The sequence below is a fragment of the Winogradskyella ouciana genome (assembly GCF_009709615.1).
Taxonomy (GTDB): domain Bacteria; phylum Bacteroidota; class Bacteroidia; order Flavobacteriales; family Flavobacteriaceae; genus Winogradskyella; species Winogradskyella ouciana.
In genome coordinates this window covers 426,968-445,610 of the sequence record NZ_WJYA01000002.1, presented here as the reverse complement: position 1 = coordinate 445,610, position 18,643 = coordinate 426,968, and the positions used below count along the sequence as shown (strand labels likewise).

The following is an 18,643-nucleotide window of genomic DNA, read 5'->3' as shown; positions in this document are numbered from 1 at the left end:
CGCAAATCTACAATTTTTTTTTGTTGGTAAAAATTATCTAAATAAAAATCATTGAAAATATCAAAAAGCATGATTGATGAATATATAATAATGCTATCTTGCTATATATTTAATTCTTTATGATTACTAATGCTTCCGCGTTTTATTCACTATTAAAATCTAAGTTTCCTTTTACACCAACATCCAAGCAAGATAAGGTGCTGATGCAGTTGTCGCAATTTGTTTTTGATAAATCATCTAATTCCATTTATTTATTAAAGGGTTATGCTGGTACTGGTAAGACTAGTATTATTGGCACTATAGTTACGCATTTGTGGCAGACAAAAAAAAGTGCAGTTTTATTGGCACCAACAGGAAGAGCAGCTAAAGTAATTTCAAACTATTCTAAAAAAGAAGCATTTACAATTCATAAGAAAATTTATTACCCAAAGAAAGAAAAAGGCGGTGGAGTAAAATTTGTAATGCAACCTAATAAGCACAGAAATACCATCTTTATAGTTGACGAAGCATCTATGATACCAGACGTACCATCGGATTCTAAGTTATTTGAAAATGGGTCATTGTTAGATGATTTAATGCAATATGTATATTCTGGGCATCAATGTAAACTATTGTTAATTGGTGATAAAGCGCAATTACCACCTGTAAAATCGGACTTAAGTCCCGCTTTAGACGCAGACAAACTCAGTCTTAATTTTAATAAAGACGTTACGGGAATTGAACTCGACGAAGTTGTAAGACAAGAACAAGACTCTGGTATTTTAGAAAATGCTACCGAGCTTAGAGCAGTATTGGAAACCAGTTTTTATGACAGTTTTAAATTCAATGTTAACCCTTACAAAGACATCGTAAGGTTAGTTGATGGTTATGAAATTATGGATGCCATTAATGATGCCTATAGTAACGAAGGCTATGAGGAAACAGCTATAATTGTAAGAAGTAATAAACGTGCTAACCAATATAACAAACAAATCCGTGAACGTATTTTGTTTAATGATAGTGAGTTGTCAGCTGGTGATTATTTAATGGTGGTTAAGAATAATTATTTTTGGATTAAACCCACCACAGAAGCAGGCTTTATTGCCAATGGCGATATTGTAGAAGTTCTGGAAATATTTAGTATAAAAGAGTTATACGGATTTAAATTCGCCGAGGTAAAAGTGAAGATGGTAGATTATCCACGCATGCGACCTTTTGAGACGGTATTGCTTTTAGATACCATTGATGTAGAAAGTGCTTCACTAAGTTATGAAGAGTCTAATCGACTATATCAAGAAGTTGCTAAGGATTACGCTAACGAAAAATCTAACTATAAACGATTTTTGGGAGTGAAGAATAATAAGTACTTTAATGCTTTGCAGGTTAAGTTTTCTTATGCCATAACTTGCCATAAATCCCAAGGAGGGCAATGGAATACTATTTTTATAGAGCAACCATACCTTCCCAACGGAATGGATAAAGATTATGTGCGTTGGTTATATACAGCAGTAACTCGAGCTAAAGAACAGCTCTATTTAATTGGCTTTAAAGACGATATGTTTGTTGAAAATGAATTAAACTAAAACGATGACGATAGAAACTATTTTGAGTATTTGTTTAGGCATAGGACTTGCTGCGTCAGTTGGTTTTAGAGTCTTTTTACCATTGTTTGCGTTGAGTTTAGCAGCATACTTTAATGTTTGGGAGCTCAATGAGTCGTGGTCTTGGATTGGAGGAACAACTGCAGTGATTACTTTTGGCATAGCAACTTTGGTAGAGATATTGGCTTATTATATTCCGGTAGTGGATAACGTTTTGGATGCCATCGCCATTCCGTTGGCAACTATAGCTGGTACGGCAGTTATGGTTTCTACTGTAGCAGATTTAAGTCCTGTAATTACTTGGGCATTGGCTATTATAGCAGGTGGAGGAACAGCAGCAGCCATAAAAAGCTCAGTAGGAGCAACCAGATTAGGTTCTACGGTATCTACAGCAGGTATCGGTAATCCGGTAGTTTCAACAGTAGAAACAGGGACATCAATTGTAATGTCTATTGTTTCCATATTCCTTCCTGTATTGGCTATTATATTGGTAATGTTCATTTGTTATATTGTTTTTAAACTGTATAAAAAGTTAAAATCTAAACAATCAAAATCATCTTAAAGCCTTATTTTTGAATACTGATAAAGTAGATATATGAAGATTATATCCATGATTCCTGCACGTTATAGTGCATCTCGTTTTCCAGGTAAATTAATGCAGAATTTAGCCGGAAAATCCGTAATTCTCAGAACCTATGAAGCTACAGTAGCTACAGAACTTTTTAGCGAGGTTTATGTGGTGACGGATAGTGACATTATTTTTAATGAAATTGTGAATAATGGAGGAAAGGCCATAATGAGCAAAAAAGAGCACGAGTCTGGAAGCGATAGAATAGCTGAAGCTGTCGCAGATGTAGATTGCGATATTGTGGTGAATGTGCAAGGCGACGAACCTTTTACTGAGCGCGAAAGCCTGCACAAGGTTTTAGAAGTGTTTAAGGATGATGTGGAAAAGGAAATAGATTTGGCATCCTTAATGGTTGAAATTACGGATTGGGAAGAAATCCAAAATCCAAACACAGTAAAGGTTATTGTAGATCAGAACAACTTTGCACTGTATTTTTCCAGAAGCCCTATTCCATATCCAAGAGACAAGGAGGCAGGAGCACGTTATTTTAAGCATAAAGGAATATATGCGTTTAGAAAAGAAGCTTTGTTAGATTTTACCGTACTACCAATGCGCTTTATTGAAGCCACGGAGAAGATAGAATGTATTCGCTATTTAGAATACGGAAAGAAAATTAAAATGGTAGAAACCGAAGTGCAAGGAGTGGAGATAGATACACCAGAAGACTTAGAAAGAGCAAAACGATTGTGGAAAGAGATTACAAAAACATAAAAGTCATAGGTTTTGATGCAGACGATACCCTTTGGGTAAACGAAACTTACTTTAGAGAAGCTGAGGAAGAGGTTGGTAGATTGTTATCGCATTACGAAACACCTAATAAGATTGATCAAGAGCTATTTAAGATGGAGATAAAAAACCTTCCAACCTATGGTTACGGAGTTAAGGGTTTTATGCTTTCTATGATTGAATTGGCTTTAGAATTGTCTAACGGTAAAGTATCCAATGAGATCATTGGTAAAATGCTCGATTTGGGTAAGGATATGATTCATAAGCCTATAGAGTTGTTGGACGGAGTAGAGGAAGTGCTAAAGTCTCTCTCTAAAAAATATAAACTTATCGTGGCTACTAAAGGAGATTTGTTAGACCAGGAGCGAAAACTGGAAAAATCTCAGTTACTCCAATATTTTCATCATATAGAAGTGTTAAGCGAAAAGCAAGAGGCAAATTATGAGAAGCTTTTAAAGCATTTAGAAATAAAACCATCAGAATTTTTAATGATTGGTAATTCTTTAAAATCCGATATTCTGCCATTAATCAATATAGGTGCAGAAGCTATTCATGTGCCATTTCATACTACATGGCAACACGAAGAAGTGACAACTAAAGAAGCTAATGGTGAAGGTTACAAAACTGTAAAGCAATTAACCAATATTTTAGAGTTGCTATAATGAGGATTATCGATACAGAATCTTGGAATAGAAAAAATCTTTACAATCATTTTGTACAGCTAAAGGATCCATATTTTGGTGTTGTTATCCCTTTTGATGTCACAAAAGCACGCCAATTTTCAAAAAAGAATAAAGTCAGTTTCTTTACAAGGTATTTACACGATTGTATGAAGGCAGTAAACGCAGTCGATAACTTTCGTTATCGTATCATAGATAATCAGGTTGTTGACTATGAAACGATTCATGCCTCTGCGACAATAGCTCGAGAAGATCATACATTTGGATTTTCGTTTATAAATTATAATGAAGATTTAAATGTTTTTATTGACAACTACAATAGAGAAAAAGCACGCATTCAAAGCACTAATGATTTATATCCACCTGTCAATGGTCAGGATTGTATCCATTGTTCGGCGTTGCCATGGTTTCATTTCACAGGGCATAAAGAACCAAATTCTGGCAACATAGAGTCAGTGCCAGAAATTGCTTTTTCCAAGATTAAAGAAGAAAACAAAAAGTTAATAATGAATGTGTCCATTCATGTTAATCATGCCTTGGTTGATGGTTATCATGTCGGACTTTTTGCAGAAAAATTTCAATTTTATTTAAATACTTAGTTAATACGAAGTTTGTTTTTATTTTTGCTAAAGATTAAAGAGTAAATGATATATAAGAATTATCCAATGGTGTCTAGAGTTGTTTTTGGACGCGGAAGTTTCAATCAGCTAGATGAAATTTTAGCGCCAATGCGAAAAGGGCGCAATGCACCATTTATATTTTATGTTGATGATGTTTTTAAAGGCAATCATTGGTTAACTTCTAGAATTACTTTGTCTTACAAGGATAAAATCGTTTACGTACCTACCAAGGAGGAGCCTAAAACATCTCAAATAGATCAATATGTTGAAGATATTATTCTTGCCCATAGCGAGTTGCCATCTGGTATTATCGGTATTGGAGGTGGTATTGTTATGGACATCGCCAAGGCTGTATCCCTAATGTTAACAAATAAGGGAGAATCCAAGGACTACCAAGGTTGGGATTTAATAAAGAATCCTGCAATATACCATGTTGGCATTCCTACAATTTCTGGGACAGGTGCAGAGGTTTCCCGAACCACGATTTTAACTGGCCCAGAACGCAAGTTGGGCATTAATAGCGACTATACACCTTTTGATCAGGTCATATTAGACCCAGAATTGACCAAAGATGTTCCTAAAGACCAATGGTTTTATACTGGTATGGACTGTTTTGTACATTGTGTAGAATCGCTTAATGGAACGTACTTAAATGCCTTTAGTCAGAGTTACGGAGAGAAAGCTTTTGAGCTTTGCCAAGATATATTTCTTGGAGATAATTTAAGTGAGAAAGATTCCCAGGATAAGCTAATGATGGCATCATGGCATGGCGGAATGAGTATAGCTTATTCTCAAGTTGGTGTGGCACACGCCCTTAGCTATGGGTTGGGTTATTTACTTGGTGTAAAACATGGTATTGGAAATTGTATTGTTTTTGATCACTTAGAGGAATTTTATCCTGAAGGTGTAGTCATGTTTAAAAAAATGAAGGCGAAGCATAATATTGAATTGCCTCAAGGCATTTGTGCAGATTTAGATGAACAACAGCTTAATGTTATGATTGATGTTGCCTTAAGCCTAGAACCCTTATGGGAAAATGCCATTGGTAAAAACTGGAAAAACAAAATCACCAGAGAAAAATTGATGACGCTTTACAAACTAATGTAAGATGCGTTGGCTGGCTAAATATATATATTTTAAGGTTTTAGGTTGGAAAGTTGTCGGCAATACAAACTTCTCTAAGGATACTGTTAAGAAAGCAGTAATCATAGCGGTACCACATACGAGCTGGTACGATTTCCCTATCGCTCTTTTATTACGAAAAGTTGTGGGTTTAAAAGTTAACTTCGTTGGAAAAAAGGAATTGTTTAAATGGCCTTTTGGTTATTATTTTAAGGCAGTAGGAGGTAGAGCCTTAGACCGTACTCCAGGTCAAAATAAAGTACAGACCATTGCACAGCTTTTTAAGAAGGAGGAAGAATTTAGATTGGCGTTGGCACCAGAAGGTACACGCAAGAAAGTTGAAGAATGGAAAACCGGATTTTACTATATAGCAAAGGAAGCGAAAGTACCAATCATAATGTTCACGTTAGACTTTAAGAACAAGCAGAATAAAGTATCAGAACCTTTTTACCCATCAGATGATATTCATGCCGATTTTAAGTATATGAAGTCCTTTTATGAAGGTGTAGAAGGCAAGGTTAAAGCCTACAGTTAATCGATAAAAACGGCTTTAACGTTGGTTTTATCCACTTTCTTTGCTTTTTGCATAATAGAATAGTAAAAATCAGCTCTTTTTTTTAAATTTAAGTAAATATAAGTTTTTTTTGGCATAAGATTTGATTTATATATAATGCAATGAAACATAAAGTAAACTATTAAGTCCCTAAAAAGAAACATTGCAATTTAAAAAAAGCTATCTAGGTCCTAACGAGATAGCTTTTTTTCGTCTATATACTTATCTAAAAGACGATTGGTCTGCGCTTTCAATTTGTTTTTAAAATATCGGGTTCTACCGATGACCAAGCCTTTAAACCCTAAAGCTTGTCGTGCCCATTTATGTAGATTGAAATGGTCTATATGATTAATGATTAATCCATCCTTAAATTCGAATTGGGCATCAATCTTATTGTGGACTTTTCTGCCCGATTTACTAAAAATATAATACGCTTCCCAGTGTGCAGAACCCTCAGTGTCGTTTGAGTTTATATTAGAGACTTCAACCTTAAAGTTTTTGTCTTTTTGCGATTCGCACAACATTTGCCACATGGCTTTGGCGCGTTCGCCTTCCAATCTTCCAAATGCAGGATCTTCAAAAACGATGTCTTCATGATAGCAAGAACACATAGTACTTGCATCTAGATTATTAAATGCTTTATAGAATGTCTCGATTAAAGGGTTCATTCTTTCATATCATTTTAAAAATTAAAAACCGACCTTATAATATTTTCGTATATATAATTGCAGTGTCATAAATGATACTATATACTAGCAATTAAGGTTTTAAATTTGATTGATTGATTTAGTTGCTATGAAAGAGAAAGAGGCTTCCTTTAATTAGGGAGCCTTTTTTATTCAATAACAATTTTATTTCTAAAACCTATATCTGTTCTTGTATCAAACTCAAAATCATAATACCCAGCATCACCTTCATTTCCATTTATAGTAGTTTTTGCCCTTCCTATTTCTAGACCATTTTTATTATAAGCCTTGGCTACAATTGTTTCATTGATAGCATTATCAAAAATCAAATATAAAGTGAGTTGATTGTTATTACCGTTAGTGCCACTATTTACATTATAAACACCTGTTTTTAGTCCAATACTAGTTAGGTGTTTAGATAATTTAACATCGCATTCCAGTGTTTTATCAACACCCTCAGAGACACCTTCAAAAAACTCTGTTGCAGTTTCACCAACTACTTCACCACCTTTGTTAATGCCTTCTTTTGTTTTATTGGCTATCCTATTGCATGAGGTTAATAGCAATAAAGTCAATAGAACTAAATAAAGATTACACTTCATAAAACACTAAATTATTGATTGTAATAAAGGTAAGGAAAACATATAGAATTTTATTGTTTGGAGGTTTTAATCTTATCTACAACTTTTCTTAAGACAGAATAGACAAAGGCATTGGTTTTTACATAATAAAATGAGATAAAACATACTGAAACCAAAAACACTAAAGCACCACTAATAGCCTGCCATGGCAATAAGGTTTTACCAATAAGTTGATACAATCCAACACCTGTAAAACTTCCATAAATGATTATAAAATGAATAACATAAATAGAGAGTGTTTTTTGCCCAATCTTTAAGATTAGTGGTTGTTTAACATACTTTTCGGCCAAATAAAACAAAGCAAACAGAATAAGTACATTGCCAAGTCTGGTAAACAGATAGTTGTAATAAGCAACATCTTCAAAAAGTTTGATATCCAATAAGTAATAGAGCTCATTAAAAGACCATGAAGAATAAAATATTAAACCTAGACCAACGATAAAAAACCCAGAAACAGTTGCCAATTTAAACCTTGGTCGTTCTAAATAACGATAAAACAATGTGGAGATAAAGCCACCAAAGGCAACATAACCAAACCAAGGTAAAATGGTAAATATAGAACCATAATCTTTGGTTAAATAGTTAGAAAACAATTTAGGTATATGAGGTAATTCTAAATGTCTATACATTGGCTCCGTGATAAAAATTACCAAGCCAAACAGCAACATTAAAATAGAAAACACTAAAGTTTTCTTGCAGGTTAATCTATAAATAATAACAATTAAAATAAGGGATAGACCTATACACTGAAGCACGTCAATGACCAAAAAATAACTATTGAATACCCCAAACAACCACTCAAAAATCGGGACTCTTAATAAGTAGCCTATACCAATTAGCATAAAGCCACGGACTAAACCTTTGCGCATACGTTTTTCTGCACTTCCGCTTTTCTTGGCCTTAATGAGTAAATAAGAAAATATTAAACCCGAAATGGTAAAAAAGGTCGGTGCTGTAATACCTCTAAAATATTTCCAAACCTTAAAGGCAGTATCGGACTCGTCTCTATATGATATATCTAGCAAGGTATCTATAAAGTGCCCTTGTAGCATCATTAAAATGGCGAATGCTCTTACGGCATCTATAAAATAAAGACGATTTTTATTCAATTAACGATTGGTTGAAATACAAAGATATAATTTTGGAATATCTATAATGTTTTAATTGCTATGATGTCTTAATTGTAGAATCTAAGAATACTAATACCCTTTGAGGCGCTCTATTTTCTTTTTTAAATAGTTATTAGAATCTAAGCTAAAAGCTTTTTGAGCATATTCTAATGAACTCTTAAAATCATTATTGTTTTCATAATATTCAGCCATTGATGTATGAGCTCTTGCACTTAAAGGGTAATACTCAACGGCAAACTCATAAAACATTTTTGCTTTTTTATTCTTTTTCATGTCCGTACTCATATCTCCTAACACAATAAGGAGATCTTCTGGATAAGGCGGTACTTGGTATCCAAAATTCTTGTAAAGTTTATCCGCTCTGTTTTTTATTATGGCTTGCAGTTCTTCTGTAGAAGTTTCAAATGAATTAAACTTTTGAGTGTTTTCCATTTGAAACCATTGAAATATTGATATTAAGCCGTCCATAATCGATGGAAATTGAATCGTGCCGTGCAAATCCCTTGGATAAAATTTCCATGTAAAATTTAAACCATTACCTTCATTTTCTTCAATAATGTTTTTCAGCATAATATTAGATCGCGGAAATGACGTAAAATCAGAATCATCTTGCATTACGTTGTCAATTGTAATTTCTGGTTTTTGCATATGAAGTTGACCATTTAATGACATAAATAATGACTTCCCTTCATAATTTTCATTAGCAATAATATCTTGAGATGCTTTAACCAATTTTTGATTATCCCAATCTAAACTTGGATCTATAGCGATATAGTTAGAAAATAAATTTAAATGGTATAAAAAGGTATAAATAGTAAATAAACCACCATATGAATGACCAATTAAAGTTCTGTAATTTGTAACAGGGTAGATTTTTTCTATATGCTGAATAAATTCATCTTCAATAAACTTTATAAAATTACTGGCTTCACCATTTTCTCTATTATATGGCATCCCATAATTTTCCGTAATGGTTGATGTTGTCAAATCCCTAGTTCTGTTTTTGAGATTAGATATTCCGACTAATATCATTTCTGGTGTAAACCCACCACTATAGTAGCCTTGAAAGTTATTGACCGTCGGAAGCAAAAACTCACCATCTAAAATTATCGCAACAGGATATTTCTTATCACTTTTTTCATCATAGTCTTGAGGAAATTGCACAAAAAATTGTCTTTGTTCATTTAATGTCTTTGAGAAGATGCTATCTATGATGATACTTCTTTGTCGATTAGGGTTATTCTGTCCTTGGGCATAATAACCGACAAGAATAAACAGAAAAAACAAGGCGTGGTATTTATTTATATGTTTCATTGATTACTTAAAATTTATACAAATTAATAACGTTAGATTCTTCAATTAGCTCTATTTAAGCGCACTATGTGTAGGATAAAGCCTACAAAGATAATGATTAAATATGTTAAAATTTTAACCTTATATCAAGTATAGACCTACTTTAGTCGATAAAATGAGGTCATATAGGCATTTTTTAGTTAAATAGGAATCCCTATTAACAATTAATGCCGTTAGTACAACCTTTTACCTTGATTGGTTGTGCAAATTAATAATTCAATACAAACCTTACTCTAATTTGTGTTGTTATTTGGCGTTGATTTAAACAACGTGAAGATATGACAACTTCTGACAAAATTAAATTCTATTTGCTCAAAACCCGTCTCGGCAAATTTATAAGAGAAATGCAAAGCAGGTTTATTTTATCTAAGATGAAGCTACATAATCATGCAAAGGCCAACCAAAAAACGGTGTATTGCATTTCACCTTATAAAACGGGTACCACTTATCTGTCGAGTTGCTTTAGCTCAAACATTGCGAAACATGAACCCATCCACTATACAACTTATAAATCGTTAGATGAGGATTTCGATACGTATTTCACCAAGCGATTAAATTACTTAAACCTAAAATTAGAATGTTCAGGATCATGGAGCGCTTATGTCGAAGAACTGGTAAATCATAAAATTGCCAAAGACCTAGACTATATCTGTGTCTTACGATCTCCTTCCTCTTGGGTGACTTCAGTAATTAATTATTGGAATAAACCTAATATGCTAAAGTTTCATTTCGATATTCCCCTTGAGCATTTTTGGAAACAAAAAGTGGGCGTAAACCTGCGGGATTTTGAAATTGGCGTTCACAGCAAAAAAAATCAAGAAATTATTGATAAGCTAGTTAAGTTTTACTTCGATTTTACGGAAAAAACAGCACTGTTAGAGAATATCACTTATATTCGTTTAAAGGATCTAAAAGAAAGCCTTCCCTTGGTTGAATCACTGATTGAAGAAAATGCAACGACAAAAGACAGTTGGAAGCGCGCAAATTTGAAAAAGAAATTCATTTACAAAAATGATATGATTGATGAAAAATACAAGCGCTTAACTAAGAGGCTCATAAATAGCAGAAACCCAAAGATGGCAAGCTAAACTTCGTAAATTATATAGTTTGGGATATTGATTTCTCAGCCCAAATTTTTAGTGTTTTAGCATCATTTAAAACCTCTATCGGAATGAAGGTATAAAGCATCTTAGAATGTTTTATTGCCCCTTTGTTGGCAAATTCTTCTAATAATGTATTATTGCCTTTTAAATAGCATTACCCTTTAGAATCCACCATCCCAAACATTTTTCCATTGCAGAAAATACCATTGCCATCAAACATTTTCTTTATTGTTATATCTGGTATATCACTAAGTTGTGAGACTAAATACTCTACCTATAATGTAGATTCGTTTGACAATTTATCTTCTTTATTTCACACTAGATTTGTTTTTAGGTCGTGTGCCTATCGTTCAATATTGAAACAAGTTACACTGGTAAGGGTAGTTAATTTTTTCCTCATTTAAAATCAATGAGTTAGGTTAGGTAGCTCAAAATAATTATAAACAATCTACTATAAGTTTATTGGGTTTAGTACATTTATAATCTATGGAGTTTCTCAATCAATTACTCAAAGATTTTTCGTCCTTAGCTTGGGGTTTACCGTTACTCATTTTATTAATTGGTGGTGGTCTTTACCTATTGATTCGTTCTCATTTTTTGCCTTTTAAGTACATTGGTCATGCTATTAGTGTGCTTAGAGGTAAATACGACAACCCTAATGATCAAGGACAGATTTCACACTTTCAGGCATTGACAACAGCTCTATCAGCAACAGTAGGTATGGGAAATATAGCAGGAGTTGCAGTGGCTATTTCTATAGGTGGGCCAGGTGCAGTTTTTTGGATGTGGGTAAGTGCCATAATAGGTATGAGTACTAAGTTCTTTACATCAACCTTAGCGATCTTATTTAGAGGAAAAGATAGCGCAGGTGAGGTGCAAGGAGGGCCAATGTATTTTATTGTTGAAGGCTTAGGAAAATCATGGAAACCCTTAGCTATATTTTTTAGTTTATGCGGTTTAATAGGTGCGTTACCCGTATTTAATGTCAACCAATTAACGCAAGCCATTAATGATATCTTGTTAATACCGAATGGAGTAGAAGTAGGTTTTTCATCTAATCTCTATATAGCTTTTGCTTTAGTGAGTATTACGGCTCTGGTAATTTTAGGAGGTATAAAACGTATCGGTATAGTAGCATCGCGTTTGGTACCGATGATGGTACTTTTATATTTTGTACTAGTTATAATTATTTTGGTATTGCATAGTGATGTATTACTATATTATTTAAAACTAATTTTTACCGATGCCTTTGCAGCCAACTACTATCCAAAAAATGATACTTTTTTAGGTGGAGTTTTGGGAGCCTTAATCTTGCATGGAATAAAACGCGGAGCATTTTCTAATGAGGCTGGTATTGGTACAGCTCCAATGGCTCATGGTGCTGCAAAAACAAACGAGCCTATTCGCGAAGGTTTAGTTGCTATGCTTGGACCAGCTATTGATACTTTGGTGGTTTGTACACTAACTGCCTTAGCGATTTTAACAACAGGTGTTTGGGAAACAACCTCAGATAATGGAGTGAGTCTTACTGCAGCGGCATTTGGCAATGTGATGCCTACTTATGGTAAGTATGCTTTATTGGTATGTATTACCGTTTTTAGTATGAGTTCATTGTTCTCCTATTCATATTATGGTACAAAATGCATGTCGTTTTTGTTTGGATCCGATAAAAAACATTATTACAACTACTTCTATATTTTGAGTATTATACTTGGAGCAACAACGAGTTTAAGTATGATGATTAATCTCATAGATGGTGTTTTTGCATTAATGGCTATACCAACGATGATAGCAACCATAATATTAGCTCCAAAAGTGATAAAAGAATTGAAAGCCTACACTAAACGCCAAAAATTATCAAAACATGAAGAATAGGGAGAACGCTAAAGGCTATTGGAGAGATAATATCAAATATGTTATCATTTTACTGGCAATCTGGTTTGCGGTATCTTATGGTGCAGGCATTTTATTAAAAGATGAGTTAAATCAAATTAAGATAGGTGGTTTTAAATTAGGTTTTTGGTTTGCACAACAAGGGTCTATGTATGTCTTTGTCATTCTCATATTTGTTTATGTTCGATTAATGAATAAACTTGATAAAAAATACGGCTATGATGAATAAGCTACTCCTCATCGCCGATATGGATGTACAAACCTGGACCTACATTTTAGTCGGCATAACATTTACACTCTACATCGGTATTGCTATTTGGTCTAGAGCGGGATCCACAAAAGATTTTTATGTTGCTGGTGGAGGTGTTTCACCTTTGGCAAACGGAATGGCTACTGCTGCGGATTGGATGAGTGCGGCATCGTTTATCTCTATGGCGGGTATTATTTCTTTCGCTGGTTATGACGGAGCTGTATACCTCATGGGCTGGACTGGTGGTTATGTACTCTTAGCATTACTTTTGGCACCATACCTTAGAAAATTCGGAAAGTTTACAGTTCCAGATTTTATAGGTGATCGCTATTATTCTAAAACCGCTCGGATTGTCGCCGTATTCTGTGCCTTGTTAGTGTCGTTTACTTACGTAGCTGGGCAAATGCGTGGAGTGGGTATAGTGTTTTCAAGATTTTTGGAAGTTGATATTAACACAGGAGTCATCATAGGGATGCTCATTGTTTTGTTCTATGCAGTTCTTGGTGGCATGAAAGGTATAACCTATACCCAAGTAGCACAATATTGTGTGCTCATATTCGCCTTTATGGTACCTGCGATTTTTATTTCTATTCAAATGACAGGCAACCCGATTCCACAATTAGGATTTGGAGGAGAACTCAATGATGGTTCAGGAATGTATTTATTGGATAAACTAGATGGTTTAAGCACTCAGCTAGGCTTTGCCGAATATACCGAAGGATCAAAATCAACAATAGACATATTTGCAATTACCTTAGCTTTAATGGTGGGTACAGCAGGTTTGCCACATGTAATTGTAAGATTCTTTACGGTAAAAAGAGTAAAAGATGCTCGAAAATCTGCTGGTATAGCCTTATTGCTAATTGTTATTCTCTATACAACTGCACCAGCTGTAGCGGCATTTGCAAGAACCAACATGATTGAAACGGTTTCTGATCAGCCTTATGAAGAAGTACCGGAATGGTTTAAGAAATGGGAAGGAACAGAATTAGTTGTATTTACCGATAAAAATTCAGATGGCAATATTCAATATTTAGCTGGTGATGCATTTCTAAAGGGAGATGATGGTAAATGGGATTTTAATCAGCCTAACCTTAATAACAATAATGAATTATATGTAGATAGAGACATCATGGTTTTAGCAAATCCTGAAATTGCAAAATTGCCCAACTGGGTTATTGCATTGGTAGCTGCTGGTGGATTGGCTGCTGCACTTTCGACAGCAGCAGGGTTGTTATTAGTAATTTCTTCTTCAGTATCTCATGATTTAATTAAAAAAATTATTAAGCCTTCAATTTCTGAAAAAGGTGAACTCATTGCAGCACGCTTATCTGCTGTAGGAGCTGTTTGTGTTGCAGGTTATTTCGGTATTAATCCACCAGGATTTGTCGCAGCAGTTGTGGCTTTGGCTTTTGGTTTGGCTGCTGCTTCATTTTTCCCTGCCATTATTTTGGGCATTTTTTATAAACGCATGAATAAAGAGGGAGCTATTGCAGGTATGCTAGTCGGTATTGTGAGTATGCTGTTGTATATGATGAAGTATAAATTAGGTTGGTTTGATGCGGAATTGCCAGATAAAAGCGAATGGTGGTTTGGTATTTCTCCAGAAGGTTTTGGTACTATCGCTATGATGCTTAATTTTATAGTATCAATCACAATAATGAAATTTACAAAAGCACCACCACAAGAGGTTCAAGATATTGTTGAAGATATAAGAATACCTAGTGGAGCAAAAGAAGCCATACAGCATTAAGAATTACTATGAGTAACTATCACATAAAACAGTTTGAAGAGTATTTCCAGGTTTATAAGAAATCCGTTAATCAGCCAGAACAATTTTGGGAAGAGATAGCAGAGGAGCATTTTGTTTGGAGAAAAAAATGGTCTAATGTCTTAACTTGGGATTTTACAAAACCTGAAATAAAATGGTTTGAAAGTGCTCAGCTTAACATCACGGAAAATTGTTTGGATAGACACCTTAGAGCCAGAGGAAACAAAACAGCAATCTTATTCGAGCCCAATGATCCTAATGAACAGGCTGAACATATTACCTATACACAATTGCATGAGCGTGTCTGCAAGTTTGCCAATGTTTTAAAGGAAAAAGGAATAGAAAAAGGGGATAGGGTTTGCATTTATTTACCAATGATTCCAGAACTGGCGATTTCGGTTTTGGCCTGTGCGCGAATTGGTGCGATTCATTCTGTGATTTTTGCTGGGTTTTCCTCCACTGCACTTTCTACCAGAATCAATGATTGCGATGCCAAAATGGTCATTACTTCAGACGGCTCATATCGTGGTGCGAAAACCATAGATTTAAAAGGAATTGTAGATGAGGCTTTAGAGGATTGTCCAAATATTGAATCTGTTTTAGTTGCGAAAAGAATCAATTCCACTATAGACATGAAAGAAGGTCGTGACTATTGGTTACAACCTTTATTGGATAAAGCTCATCAAGTTTGCGATGCCGAAATTATGGATGCTGAAGATCCATTATTTATTCTATACACTTCAGGCTCAACCGGAAAACCAAAAGGTATGATGCATACCAGTGCTGGCTACATGGTTTACTCTGCCTATACATTTAAAAATGTATTTCAATATAGAGATGACGATGTGTATTGGTGTACAGCTGATATTGGTTGGATAACTGGTCATAGCTATATTGTTTATGGTCCTTTGGCAAATGGTGCCACAACCGTTATGTTTGAAGGCGTACCAAGCTATCCTGACTTTGGACGCTTTTGGCAGATTGTAGAGAAGCACAAAGTCAATCAGTTTTACACAGCACCCACTGCCATTAGGGCTTTAGCAAAGCAAGGCACAGAACTCGTTGAAAAGTATGATCTATCCTCTTTAAAAGTGTTAGGGACGGTTGGAGAACCCATTAATGAGGAAGCTTGGCATTGGTACAACGAAAACATAGGTAAAAAGAAAAGCCCAATAGTGGACACCTGGTGGCAAACTGAAACAGGAGGTATAATGATTACTCCAATACCTTACGTAACTCCCACAAAACCAACTTATGCGACCTTGCCGTTTATAGGTATTCAACCTGCCTTAATGGATGAAAACGGTAAAGAAATAAAAGGCAATCAAGTAGAAGGCCGTTTGTGTATCAAATTTCCTTGGCCAGGCATTGCCAGAACTATTTGGGGTAATCACCAACGTTATAAAGACACGTACTTCTCAGCTTTTGAAAATATGTATTTTTCGGGTGATGGTGCATTGCGAGACGAGGTTGGCTATTATAGAATTACAGGTCGCGTAGATGATGTTATCATTGTTTCTGGTCATAATTTGGGGACTGCACCAATTGAAGATGCTATTAACGAACATCAAGCAGTGGCAGAATCTGCTATCGTTGGGTTTCCTCATGATGTAAAAGGAAATGCATTATATGGTTATGTTACTTTGAAAGATTCAGGAGAGAGCAGAAATCATGATAATCTGAGAAAGGAAATCAATCAACTAATTACTGATAGAATTGGACCCATCGCTAAGTTAGAAAAAATTCAATTCACCAATGGATTACCAAAAACACGTTCAGGGAAAATTATGCGAAGAATCCTTAGAAAAATTGCTTCTAATGAAACCGATCAATTAGGCGATACGAGTACGCTTTTAAATCCTGAAGTAGTTGAGAGTATAATTGAGAATAGATTATGAAACTAAAAATCAAATCTCAAAATCTAAATTCCAAAATCTCTTGATTAACTAACGTCACTGCGAGGTACAAAGCAGTCTCATCATTTAAACAGATTGCTACATCCTTTGTCCTTCCATTGACGGATACTTTTTTATCTTCGTCAAAAATTCAAATTAATCAATGCTCAAAGCCGTACTATTTGATATGGACGGTGTCATTATCGACACGGAACCACTACACCGAAAAGCCTATCTTCAAATGTTTGATAACGTCAAAATTGACGTAAGCCCAGAATTGTACGAATCTTGCACAGGGCAATCCACAATGAATATTTGTAAACGCCTGGTAGAACACTTCAATTTAAAGCAACAACCAGAAGAATTGGTGCAACTTAAACGAAACAACTATAAATCTCTCTTTAAAAACGATGATGATTTAGCACTAATAGATGGTGTTTTAGAGCGTATTAAAGATTACCGAAATAATGATGTAACCTTGGTTGTAGCGTCATCAGCTTCCATGCATGGCATCAACCAAATTTTTGAGCGATTCAACTTAAACCAATATTTCAACGCAAAATTCAGTGGAGCAGACTTAGAAAAATCTAAACCACATCCAGAAATTTTCTTAAAAGCAGCTAGGCATACAGGTTTTAAAAACTCTGAATGCATGGTTATTGAAGATTCCACCAACGGGATTAAAGCCGCAAATGCTGCTGATATTTTTTGTGTCGGTTTTAAAAGTAAGCACTCTACGGGTCAGGATTATTCAAAAGCAGATTTGGTGATTTCGGACTTTGAGGAGATTGCGTATTCAAATAGTTCAAACTTCTTTAAACATTAACTTCAATCTAACATAGTTTTCTTCGGTATTGACTACATTTAGGGAAATCGAAAAATTTAATAGATGAACGTAAATGCATATGCTGCTAATTCAGCAGGTGAAAAATTAGAAAAATATAGTTATGAATTACCAGAAATTGGTAAAGAGCAAGTGGATATAAAAGTACATTATTGTGGTTTGTGCCATAGTGATGTAAGTATGATAAATAATGATTGGGGACAATCTCAATATCCTCTGGTTCCGGGCCATGAAATTGTCGGCGAAATTATAGCTGTTGGTAGTGAAGTAAAAGGCCTTGAAAAAGGAGATAAAGTTGGTATGGGCTGGTTTTCGGCCTCATGCATGCACTGTAATCAATGCATGGACGGCAAACAACATTTGTGCAGCGATTCTGAAGCAACAATTGTTGGAAGACATGGTGGATTTGCAGACAAGGTAAGAGGTCATTGGTCTTGGACCACTAAATTACCTGATGGTACAGATATGTCTAAAGCAGGCCCTTTATTCTGTGGTGGTATCACGGTTTTTAACCCTATAGTTCTGTCCGGAGTGCAACCAACGGATAAAGTAGGTGTAATTGGTATAGGTGGATTGGGTCACATGGCACTTAAATTCTTGAAAGCTTGGGGCTGTGAAGTCACGTCTTTTACATCCAATAAAGACAAAACCGAAGCCTTAAAGAAAATGGGTGCGCATAATGTGGTTGATTCCACAAATTCTGATGATTTGGAAAGCATAGCTGGTACATTGGATTTTATTTTAAATACCACAAACGTTAAACTTGATTGGGATGCTTTTTTAACAACATTAGCACCACAGGGAAAATTGCATACGGTAGGCGCAGTATTAGAACCAATGGAAATCCCAGCTTTTAGTTTGATTGGTGGTGAAAAGTCTGTTGGAGGAAGCCCATTGGGAAGTATAGCCTTAACACGAAAAATGCTTGAGTTCTGTGTGAGACATGATATTTATCCAACGGTTGAAGAGTTTGAAATGGAAAATGTAAATGAGGCTTTACAACATCTGCACGATGGGAAAGCACGATTTAGAATTGTGCTAAAGGCGTAATTTTTATTGAGATAACTTTTTAGTTGGATTGAAATTTTATTTGAATTTGGCAATTCCATAAAGATAAAAAGGGGCGTTTTTTAAAACGCCCCTTTTTATATGATTTAAATATGAACTA

General features: G+C 34.8%; 19 protein-coding genes. 14 read left to right on the top strand and 5 right to left on the bottom strand.

All coding sequences use genetic code 11. The features are described 5' to 3' along the window. The first annotated feature begins 119 nt into the window (after positions 1–119). The 7 genes from F1003_RS02780 to F1003_RS02750 are packed head-to-tail and all read left to right on the top strand — an operon-like array spanning position 120 to position 5,891. On the top strand, positions 120–1,562 hold the full coding sequence (locus F1003_RS02780; protein WP_155087673.1) for an ATP-dependent DNA helicase: 1,443 nt from the start codon (positions 120–122) through the stop codon (positions 1,560–1,562). A 4-nt stretch (positions 1,563–1,566) separates the two neighbouring features. Next, a complete protein-coding gene (locus F1003_RS02775; protein ID WP_155087672.1) occupies positions 1,567–2,142 on the top strand; it encodes a DUF4126 domain-containing protein in 576 nt (191 codons plus the stop codon). 33 nt (positions 2,143–2,175) lie between these two features. Next, positions 2,176–2,919, top strand: a complete 744-nt coding sequence (kdsB, locus tag F1003_RS02770) for a 3-deoxy-manno-octulosonate cytidylyltransferase (RefSeq protein ID WP_155087671.1) — start codon at positions 2,176–2,178, stop codon at positions 2,917–2,919. Continuing rightward, on the top strand, positions 2,895–3,596 hold the full coding sequence (locus tag F1003_RS02765) for an HAD family hydrolase (RefSeq protein ID WP_162306879.1): 702 nt from the start codon (positions 2,895–2,897) through the stop codon (positions 3,594–3,596). The genes kdsB and F1003_RS02765 overlap by 25 nt, the downstream gene beginning before the upstream one ends. After that, on the top strand, positions 3,596–4,213 hold the full coding sequence (locus F1003_RS02760) for a CatA-like O-acetyltransferase (protein WP_155087670.1): 618 nt from the start codon (positions 3,596–3,598) through the stop codon (positions 4,211–4,213). The genes F1003_RS02765 and F1003_RS02760 overlap by 1 nt, the downstream gene beginning before the upstream one ends. A gap of 45 nt (positions 4,214–4,258) precedes the next feature. Further along, complete coding sequence (locus F1003_RS02755; RefSeq protein ID WP_235898264.1) at positions 4,259–5,341, top strand: iron-containing alcohol dehydrogenase family protein; 1,083 nt, start codon at positions 4,259–4,261, stop codon at positions 5,339–5,341. Between the two features lies 1 nt (position 5,342). After that, the gene (locus tag F1003_RS02750; protein ID WP_155087669.1) at positions 5,343–5,891 is read left to right on the top strand and encodes a 1-acyl-sn-glycerol-3-phosphate acyltransferase; all 549 of its coding nucleotides are present in this window, start codon (positions 5,343–5,345) and stop codon (positions 5,889–5,891) included. A 209-nt stretch (positions 5,892–6,100) separates the two neighbouring features. Here F1003_RS02750 and F1003_RS02745 read toward each other — a convergent pair whose 3' ends face one another. The 4 genes from F1003_RS02745 to F1003_RS02730 all read right to left on the bottom strand — a co-directional run bounded on the left by F1003_RS02745 (position 6,101) and on the right by F1003_RS02730 (position 9,680). Further along, positions 6,101–6,577, bottom strand: a complete 477-nt coding sequence (locus tag F1003_RS02745) for a nuclear transport factor 2 family protein (RefSeq protein WP_155087668.1) — start codon at positions 6,575–6,577, stop codon at positions 6,101–6,103. Positions 6,578–6,744: 167 nt separating this feature from the next. Beyond that, positions 6,745–7,197, bottom strand: a complete 453-nt coding sequence (locus F1003_RS02740) for a hypothetical protein (RefSeq protein ID WP_155087667.1) — start codon at positions 7,195–7,197, stop codon at positions 6,745–6,747. A 50-nt stretch (positions 7,198–7,247) separates the two neighbouring features. After that, positions 7,248–8,345 carry a heparan-alpha-glucosaminide N-acetyltransferase domain-containing protein gene (locus F1003_RS02735; protein WP_155087666.1) on the bottom strand — a complete coding sequence of 366 codons (1,098 nt, stop codon included), beginning with the start codon at positions 8,343–8,345 and terminating at the stop codon, positions 7,248–7,250. A 90-nt stretch (positions 8,346–8,435) separates the two neighbouring features. Next, complete coding sequence (locus tag F1003_RS02730; protein WP_155087665.1) at positions 8,436–9,680, bottom strand: alpha/beta hydrolase-fold protein; 1,245 nt, start codon at positions 9,678–9,680, stop codon at positions 8,436–8,438. Positions 9,681–10,090: 410 nt separating this feature from the next. Here F1003_RS02730 and F1003_RS02725 point away from each other — a divergent pair, with 410 nt between their 5' ends. After that, on the top strand, positions 10,091–10,807 hold the full coding sequence (locus F1003_RS02725; protein ID WP_155087664.1) for a TraB/GumN family protein: 717 nt from the start codon (positions 10,091–10,093) through the stop codon (positions 10,805–10,807). Between the two features lie 169 nt (positions 10,808–10,976). On the opposite strand, the gene F1003_RS17280 is transcribed toward F1003_RS02725, so the two are convergent. Then, positions 10,977–11,066: a TfoX/Sxy family protein gene (locus F1003_RS17280; RefSeq protein WP_162306885.1), complete on the bottom strand. Its 90-nt coding sequence runs from the start codon at positions 11,064–11,066 to the stop codon at positions 10,977–10,979. A 242-nt stretch (positions 11,067–11,308) separates the two neighbouring features. Between F1003_RS17280 and F1003_RS02715 the strand changes: the two genes are divergently transcribed. The 6 genes from F1003_RS02715 to ahr all read left to right on the top strand — a co-directional run bounded on the left by F1003_RS02715 (position 11,309) and on the right by ahr (position 18,525). Beyond that, positions 11,309–12,697: an alanine/glycine:cation symporter family protein gene (locus tag F1003_RS02715; protein WP_155087663.1), complete on the top strand. Its 1,389-nt coding sequence runs from the start codon at positions 11,309–11,311 to the stop codon at positions 12,695–12,697. Continuing rightward, positions 12,687–12,944 carry a DUF4212 domain-containing protein gene (locus tag F1003_RS02710; protein ID WP_155087662.1) on the top strand — a complete coding sequence of 86 codons (258 nt, stop codon included), beginning with the start codon at positions 12,687–12,689 and terminating at the stop codon, positions 12,942–12,944. Before F1003_RS02715 ends, F1003_RS02710 begins: the two co-directional genes overlap by 11 nt. A 19-nt stretch (positions 12,945–12,963) precedes the next feature. Beyond that, complete coding sequence (locus tag F1003_RS02705) at positions 12,964–14,718, top strand: sodium:solute symporter family protein (RefSeq protein ID WP_155087703.1); 1,755 nt, start codon at positions 12,964–12,966, stop codon at positions 14,716–14,718. 8 nt (positions 14,719–14,726) lie between these two features. Further along, a complete protein-coding gene (gene acs / locus F1003_RS02700) occupies positions 14,727–16,634 on the top strand; it encodes an acetate--CoA ligase (RefSeq protein WP_155087661.1) in 1,908 nt (635 codons plus the stop codon). Positions 16,635–16,794: 160 nt separating this feature from the next. Next, on the top strand, positions 16,795–17,457 hold the full coding sequence (locus tag F1003_RS02695) for an HAD family hydrolase (RefSeq protein WP_155087660.1): 663 nt from the start codon (positions 16,795–16,797) through the stop codon (positions 17,455–17,457). Between the two features lie 63 nt (positions 17,458–17,520). Beyond that, positions 17,521–18,525 (top strand): NADPH-dependent aldehyde reductase Ahr, encoded by a 1,005-nt coding sequence (gene ahr, locus F1003_RS02690; protein ID WP_155087659.1) that lies wholly within the window; start codon positions 17,521–17,523, stop codon positions 18,523–18,525. Positions 18,526–18,643 lie beyond the last annotated feature (118 nt).